Source organism: Gordonibacter pamelaeae 7-10-1-b, from assembly GCF_000210055.1.
Taxonomy (GTDB): Bacteria; Actinomycetota; Coriobacteriia; order Coriobacteriales; family Eggerthellaceae; genus Gordonibacter; species Gordonibacter pamelaeae.
Map to the genome: position 1 here is coordinate 2,638,126 of NC_021021.1, position 5,110 is coordinate 2,643,235.

Sequence of the window (5,110 nt, forward strand, 5' to 3'; positions counted from 1 at the left end):
GCCGAACATGCCCGCCAATGCCACGGCCGCTCCGCCGGCCACGAACTGCCGCCTGCTCAGGTACCCGTCTGCCATTCGACCCATCCTTTCGCATTCCCGGCCTTGGCGCCGGAGTGTTGTCTCGTTGCCGCGCCGCCGGTTGCTCGGCGCGTTGCAGACCATGCTACGAAAGGCAGGTAAAAGCGGGTTCAGGCGCACGTAAAGATGCTCCCAAGATCAGGCAAAGACGGGATCAGGATGGGGAAAGGGCAGCGTAAAGAGCACCGATCCCGTGACAGAGGGGATTTTGCCGCCCATGAAACTTTTGACGATGGAGCAAACTTGCACGGCGTTGCGCGCCCCGCCACGCATGCTATAATGCAGGAGCACCGACAAAGCCCGTCTCAACCTCGCAAGAGGTCAGCCTACACGGGCGGCGCGGGTTTACCCAGATCGGCGACTAGTTCCAGCTAGCGCCGATCTTCTTTGTGCTCGGGGTCTCCCCCTCTTCCCACGTCGTCCCTCCGCTTATATTCCCAGACAGCCAGAACGAACCCGGCTATCGTCGCCACCGCTGCGGCGGCGTACAGGATTTCAAGAGCGCATTCGATGCTCATAGGCGATCACCTCCCCTTTGAGAGAAACGCCGCCCACTCGGGACTATGCCGGCACAAGTGACATTCTTGCAAACATTCCCCGTGCTTTAATTGCTCGAAAAAGCTCTCAATAGATGAGAGCTTTTTCGCGTACGGTATTCAATTCGACGGACCGCCCTGTCCTATTCGAAGTGCTCGGCGGCCACTTCGAGTTGATGCACGATGTCGATGCTCTGGGGGCACATGGACTCGCAGGCACCGCAGGCGATGCACTCCGAGGCCGGCTTCACGGCCTGCCACGAGTAGAGGCCCTTCGCGAAGGCACGGTTGCCGGTCATGAGCTCAAGGTTCAGCAGGCTCATGATCTCGGGGATGGCCACGCCCTGCGGGCAGTCCTTCACACAGTAGCGGCAGTTCGTGCAGGGCACGGCGGCCAGCTTCTCAAGCATCTCGCGCGCTTCGGCCAGCGCGCGCTCCTCCTCGGGCGAGAACGGCGCGCTCGCCCGGAACTCGGCCACGTTCTGGCGCGTTTGCTCGATCGTGGACATGCCCGAGAGCACCGTGAGCACGTTCGGCAGGTTGTAGCAGAAGCGGTACGCCCATGAAGCCATGCTCAGGTCGGGACGGCACGCCAAAAGCGGCGCGGCCACCTGCTCGGGCAGCTCGGCCAGCCGCCCGCCGCGCGCGGGCTCCATGACCACCACGGGCACGCCGTGCTTGGCGGCCACCTCCATGCAGGCGCGCGACCGCGTGACCGGGTTCTCCCAATCCAGATAGTTCACCTGCAGCTGCACGAAGTCGGCGTCGGGGTGCGCCTCGAGCAGCGCGTCGAGCGCCTCGGGCCGTCGTGCATGGAGAAGCCCCAGTTGCGGATGCGGCCGGCCGCCTTCTGCTCGCGCACGAAGTCCCACATGCCGTACTCGTCGAACTTGGCCGTGCGCGGGCCGCCCACGTTGTGCAGCAGGTAGAAGTCGATGTAGTCGGTGCCCAGGCGCTCAAGCGACGTGCCCAGGTTGGACTTCGCCTCCTCGGCGCTGCCGATGGCCCACGCCAGGCACTTCGTCGCGATGGTGAACGACTCGCGCGGATGCCGCGCCACGAGCGCTTGGCCAAGCGCCTTCTCCGAGGCGCCCTCGTGGTAGACGAACGCCGTGTCGAAGTACGTGCCGCCGCCTTCCAGGAACGCATCCACCATCTGCTCGAGCTGCGCAAGGTCGATGCTCTGCTGGTCGGCGGGATCGAGCAGCGGCAAGCGCATGCAGCCGAAGCCGAGCTTCGGCGTGGATTCCAAATCGGGCCTCATGGGGGTCTCCTCTCGTCAGGATTGCCCGACCATCATAGAACTTGGAGCGCACTCGAAGTCAAGCGGAAATTTCGCACAGGATGCTCGCGGCCTCACACCGAGCGCAGGTCGTCGAACAGGCGGGCGTACTCGTCTCCGAACACGCTGCCCTTGGGGCGGATGAACGTGATGTCGTGTTCGATGAGGTGGCCCGCCAACGGGATGCGCGCGAGCGTGCCAGCTTCGAGCTCGCAGACCACGGCGGCGCCGTAGAGGAAGGCGATGCCGTAGCCGCTGGCAGCGAACTGCTTTATGATGTTGACGCTCTCCACTTCCGTCGCCCGCGCGAAGCTGTCCACCGAAAGGTTCCGGGCGGCCAGGGCGTGCTCGAGCACGGCGCGCGTGCCGGAGCCGCGCTCCCGCACCAGGATGTGCTGGTCGAGCAGGTCCTCGAAGCGCTGGGGCTCCTTCACGCCGGCAAGCGGCGCGTCGGGAGCGCAGACCGCCATGAGGTGCTCGGTGGCGAACACGCGCCAGTCGTAGGCGCTCTTGTCGAAGAACCCCTCTACGAGCGCGCAGTCGATCTCGCCGGCATGCAGCTGCGCCAGCAAGCGCTCGGTGTCGGACGAGGCGATGCGCACCTGCACCTCGGGATGATCCACCAGGTAGTGCGCCAGCGGCTCCGCCAGCACGTACTCGCCGGCGGTGAGCGTCATGCCCAGCCGCAGGCGGCGGCGCGGCCCAGCCAACGCGGCGATGGCGTCGCGCAGCGTGGCCTCGTCGTGCGCCATGGTGGCCGCGGCGTCGCGCAGCAGCTCGCCCGCCGGCGTGAGCGCGAGCTTCTTGCCGCGGTAGGAGAGCAGCTTCGCGCCGTACGCCTTCTCCAGATAAGCGATGTGCTGCGACACGGCGGGTTGCGTGATATTGAGCTCCGCCGCCGACCGGGTGTAGTTCAACGTTCGGCACACGCTCAAGAACGTGCTCATGCGGAAATCTTGCATGGTAATCCTTTCGTTGCTTGTGCTCGCACGACGGGCGCGGTATCGTCGGCGTCATAACGGCGCACATCACCTGCCCTTTTACTGCGCAGAAGTGCCAAGCGATCGACAATCTATTATATATAGTTATCAACGCATAACGATATATAATTTTTCTTTTTGATAGGAGCATGCCAGAATGCGTCTAAGCAAATCTAAGGACGGCATTGAAAGGCACGTGACCATGCGCGACATCATAGAGAAAGTACCCATTCCCACGGCGGGCGTCGCCCTTGCCCTCACGGCGCTGGGCAACCTGCTGCAGCCGGCCTACGAGGGCATCCATATCCTCTGCGGCGCCGTCGCGCTGTTCCTCATCGTGCTGTTGGCGGCGAAGGCGGTCATGTTTCCCCAGCTTATCCGCGACGATCTGCATAACTCCATCATGGCCAGCGTCAGCGGCACCGTGTTCATGACGCTTATGCAGTTCTCCAACTACCTGGCGCCGCTGGCCTTCGGCCCCGCGTTCGCGCTCTGGGTGGCGGCCACGATGGCGCACCTGGCTCTCATCGTGTGGTTCACGGTGCGCTTCTTCCGCCCGTTCAAGCTGCACGAGGTGTTCCCCACCTACTTCATCTGCTATGTGGGCATCGTGGTGGCCTCGGTCACGTCGCCCGTGTTCGGGATGCAGGCCTTGGGCCAGGCTATCTTCTGGTTCGGCTTCGCGTGCTACGCGGCGCTGCTGGTGCTGGTGACGTACCGCTACGCCAAGCACGAGGTGCCCGAGGGCGCGCGCCCGCTGTTCTGCATCTACACCGCCCCCATGAGCCTGTCCATCGTGGGCTACCTGGCCGTGACGGACGCGCCGAACGCCCTGCTCGTGAGCGTGATGATGGTGCTGGCCCAGGTGCTGTTCCTGGTGGTGCTCTCCCGCCTGCCGCACCTGTTGCGCCTGAAGTTCTACCCCAGCTACGCGGCCATGACGTTCCCCTTCGTCATAACGGCCACGGCGCTCGGCCAGGGCACGGCATTTTTCCGAGCGAACGGCGTAGCGCTTCCCTTCGCCTTCGACGTGGTGTTCTACGTGGAGGTTGCGCTGGCCACGATCATGGTGGCCTACGTGCTGGCGCACTACCTGCGCTTCTTCTTCCGCCGCATCGAGCAGCCGCAAAGCGTGGCCGTGCTCAAGGAGAACGCGCAGATCGCGCGCTTCTCGGAGAACTTCGACAACTAGCCTCCCCTTTTCTTGCGAACAGGCCCCACTGCGGGGCCTGTTCGTGTGTGGGGGAGGGATGCTCGCGTCCGGCCATCCGGGCACCCGGACGGCCGCAGCCGCTAGTCGTCCACCTCGAGGGCGCCGGCGAGAATCTGCATGCGGGCCTCCACGTCCTCGATGATGCGGCTGCAGTCCTTCAGCTCGTCGTAGGAGTCGATGCCCTCCACCTCGCTCACGGCCTTGTACTTCAGGTCGTGCTCGAGGCTGGCCCAGAAGTCCATGGCAATGGTGCGCAGCTGCACCTCCACGGGGATGAGCTCCTTGTTGTCAAGGAAGTACACGGGGATACGCACGATGACGTGCAGGCTGCGGTAGCCGTTGGGCTTGGGGTCGGCGATGTAGTCTTTCACGGTGACGATGGTGAGGTCGTCCTGCTTGCGCAAAAGCTCCAGCAGGTTGTACACGTCGTGGATGTACGAGCAGATCACGCGCACGCCCGCGATGTCCATGATGTAGCGCTCCATGTTCTCGAGCGTGGGCTCCTTGCCGTAGCGGCCCAGCTTCTCGAAGATGCTCGCCGGCTTCTTGATGCGCGATTCCACGTGGTGGATGGGGTTGCGGTGCTTCTTGAGGTTGAGGTCCTGGTCGAGGATCTCGAAGCGCACCTCCATCTCGCGCATGGCGGCCTGGTACTTCTGGATGATCTCGCGCGTCTTCGCCTCCATGTCCTTGAGGCGGGTCAGCTCGTCGATGGGCTCGCGCAGGTCGTCGGTCACGCTGAACGGGGGGCGCTCCTGCGGCTGTTCCTTCTTCTCCCCCACGGCGAGCCGCTGGTCCGACCGCTGCTGCGATGCATCTGGCATGTTGTTGCTCCTTGGCGAAAGGTTGCTCTCCTCGGCGCCCATGATAGCGCGACAGGCCCGCGCGCCGGCGTTTGCGCGCGTAATCTCGCGCAAATCACCAGATGCTTGAGGGAGGGGGTGAGAAAGGGAGTAGGGAATGCGGGCGCTGCGGATGCGCGGGATGGCGTGGGCGGACCGGCATGCACGCGGCCCGCTTA

At 64.2% G+C, this 5,110-nt stretch carries 5 protein-coding genes and 1 pseudogene; 1 reads left to right on the forward strand and 5 read right to left on the reverse strand.

Translation table 11 applies throughout. The features are described 5' to 3' along the window. Positions 1 to 449 precede the first annotated feature (449 nt). The 4 genes and pseudogenes from GPA_RS19320 to GPA_RS12250 form a co-directional block, all read right to left on the reverse strand. Positions 450 to 596: a hypothetical protein gene (locus GPA_RS19320; protein WP_015540054.1), complete on the reverse strand. Its 147-nt coding sequence runs from the start codon at positions 594 to 596 to the stop codon at positions 450 to 452. Between the two features lie 161 nt (positions 597 to 757). After that, the gene (locus GPA_RS20645) at positions 758 to 1,024 is read right to left on the reverse strand and encodes a 4Fe-4S dicluster domain-containing protein (RefSeq protein WP_390212624.1); all 267 of its coding nucleotides are present in this window, start codon (positions 1,022 to 1,024) and stop codon (positions 758 to 760) included. Positions 1,025 to 1,090: 66 nt separating this feature from the next. Then, positions 1,091 to 1,878 (reverse strand): annotated as a pseudogene (locus GPA_RS20240) (aldo/keto reductase); the annotation flags it as partial. Positions 1,879 to 1,970: 92 nt separating this feature from the next. Continuing rightward, entirely contained in the window at positions 1,971 to 2,858 is an 888-nt protein-coding gene (locus GPA_RS12250) for a LysR family transcriptional regulator (protein WP_015540056.1), read from the reverse strand. 175 nt (positions 2,859 to 3,033) lie between these two features. Here GPA_RS12250 and GPA_RS12255 point away from each other — a divergent pair, with 175 nt between their 5' ends. After that, entirely contained in the window at positions 3,034 to 4,068 is a 1,035-nt protein-coding gene (locus GPA_RS12255; protein ID WP_231847642.1) for a TDT family transporter, read from the forward strand. A 101-nt stretch (positions 4,069 to 4,169) separates the two neighbouring features. On the opposite strand, the gene GPA_RS12260 is transcribed toward GPA_RS12255, so the two are convergent. Beyond that, positions 4,170 to 4,913, reverse strand: a complete 744-nt coding sequence (locus GPA_RS12260) for a GTP pyrophosphokinase (protein WP_041239583.1) — start codon at positions 4,911 to 4,913, stop codon at positions 4,170 to 4,172. Between the last annotated feature and the right edge of the window lie 197 nt (positions 4,914 to 5,110).

Bases quoted from the DNA above. Each gene is read 5' to 3' on its own strand.
- GPA_RS19320 (WP_015540054.1), bottom strand. From the start codon at position 596: ATGAGCATCGAATGCGCTCTTGAAATCCTGTACGCCGCCGCAGCGGTG.
- GPA_RS12250 (WP_015540056.1), bottom strand. From the start codon at position 2,858: ATGCAAGATTTCCGCATGAGCACGTTCTTGAGCGTGTGCCGAACGTTG.
- GPA_RS20645 (WP_390212624.1), bottom strand. From the start codon at position 1,024: ATGCTTGAGAAGCTGGCCGCCGTGCCCTGCACGAACTGCCGCTACTGT.
- GPA_RS12255 (WP_231847642.1), top strand. From the start codon at position 3,034: ATGCGTCTAAGCAAATCTAAGGACGGCATTGAAAGGCACGTGACCATG.
- GPA_RS12260 (WP_041239583.1), bottom strand. From the start codon at position 4,913: ATGCCAGATGCATCGCAGCAGCGGTCGGACCAGCGGCTCGCCGTGGGG.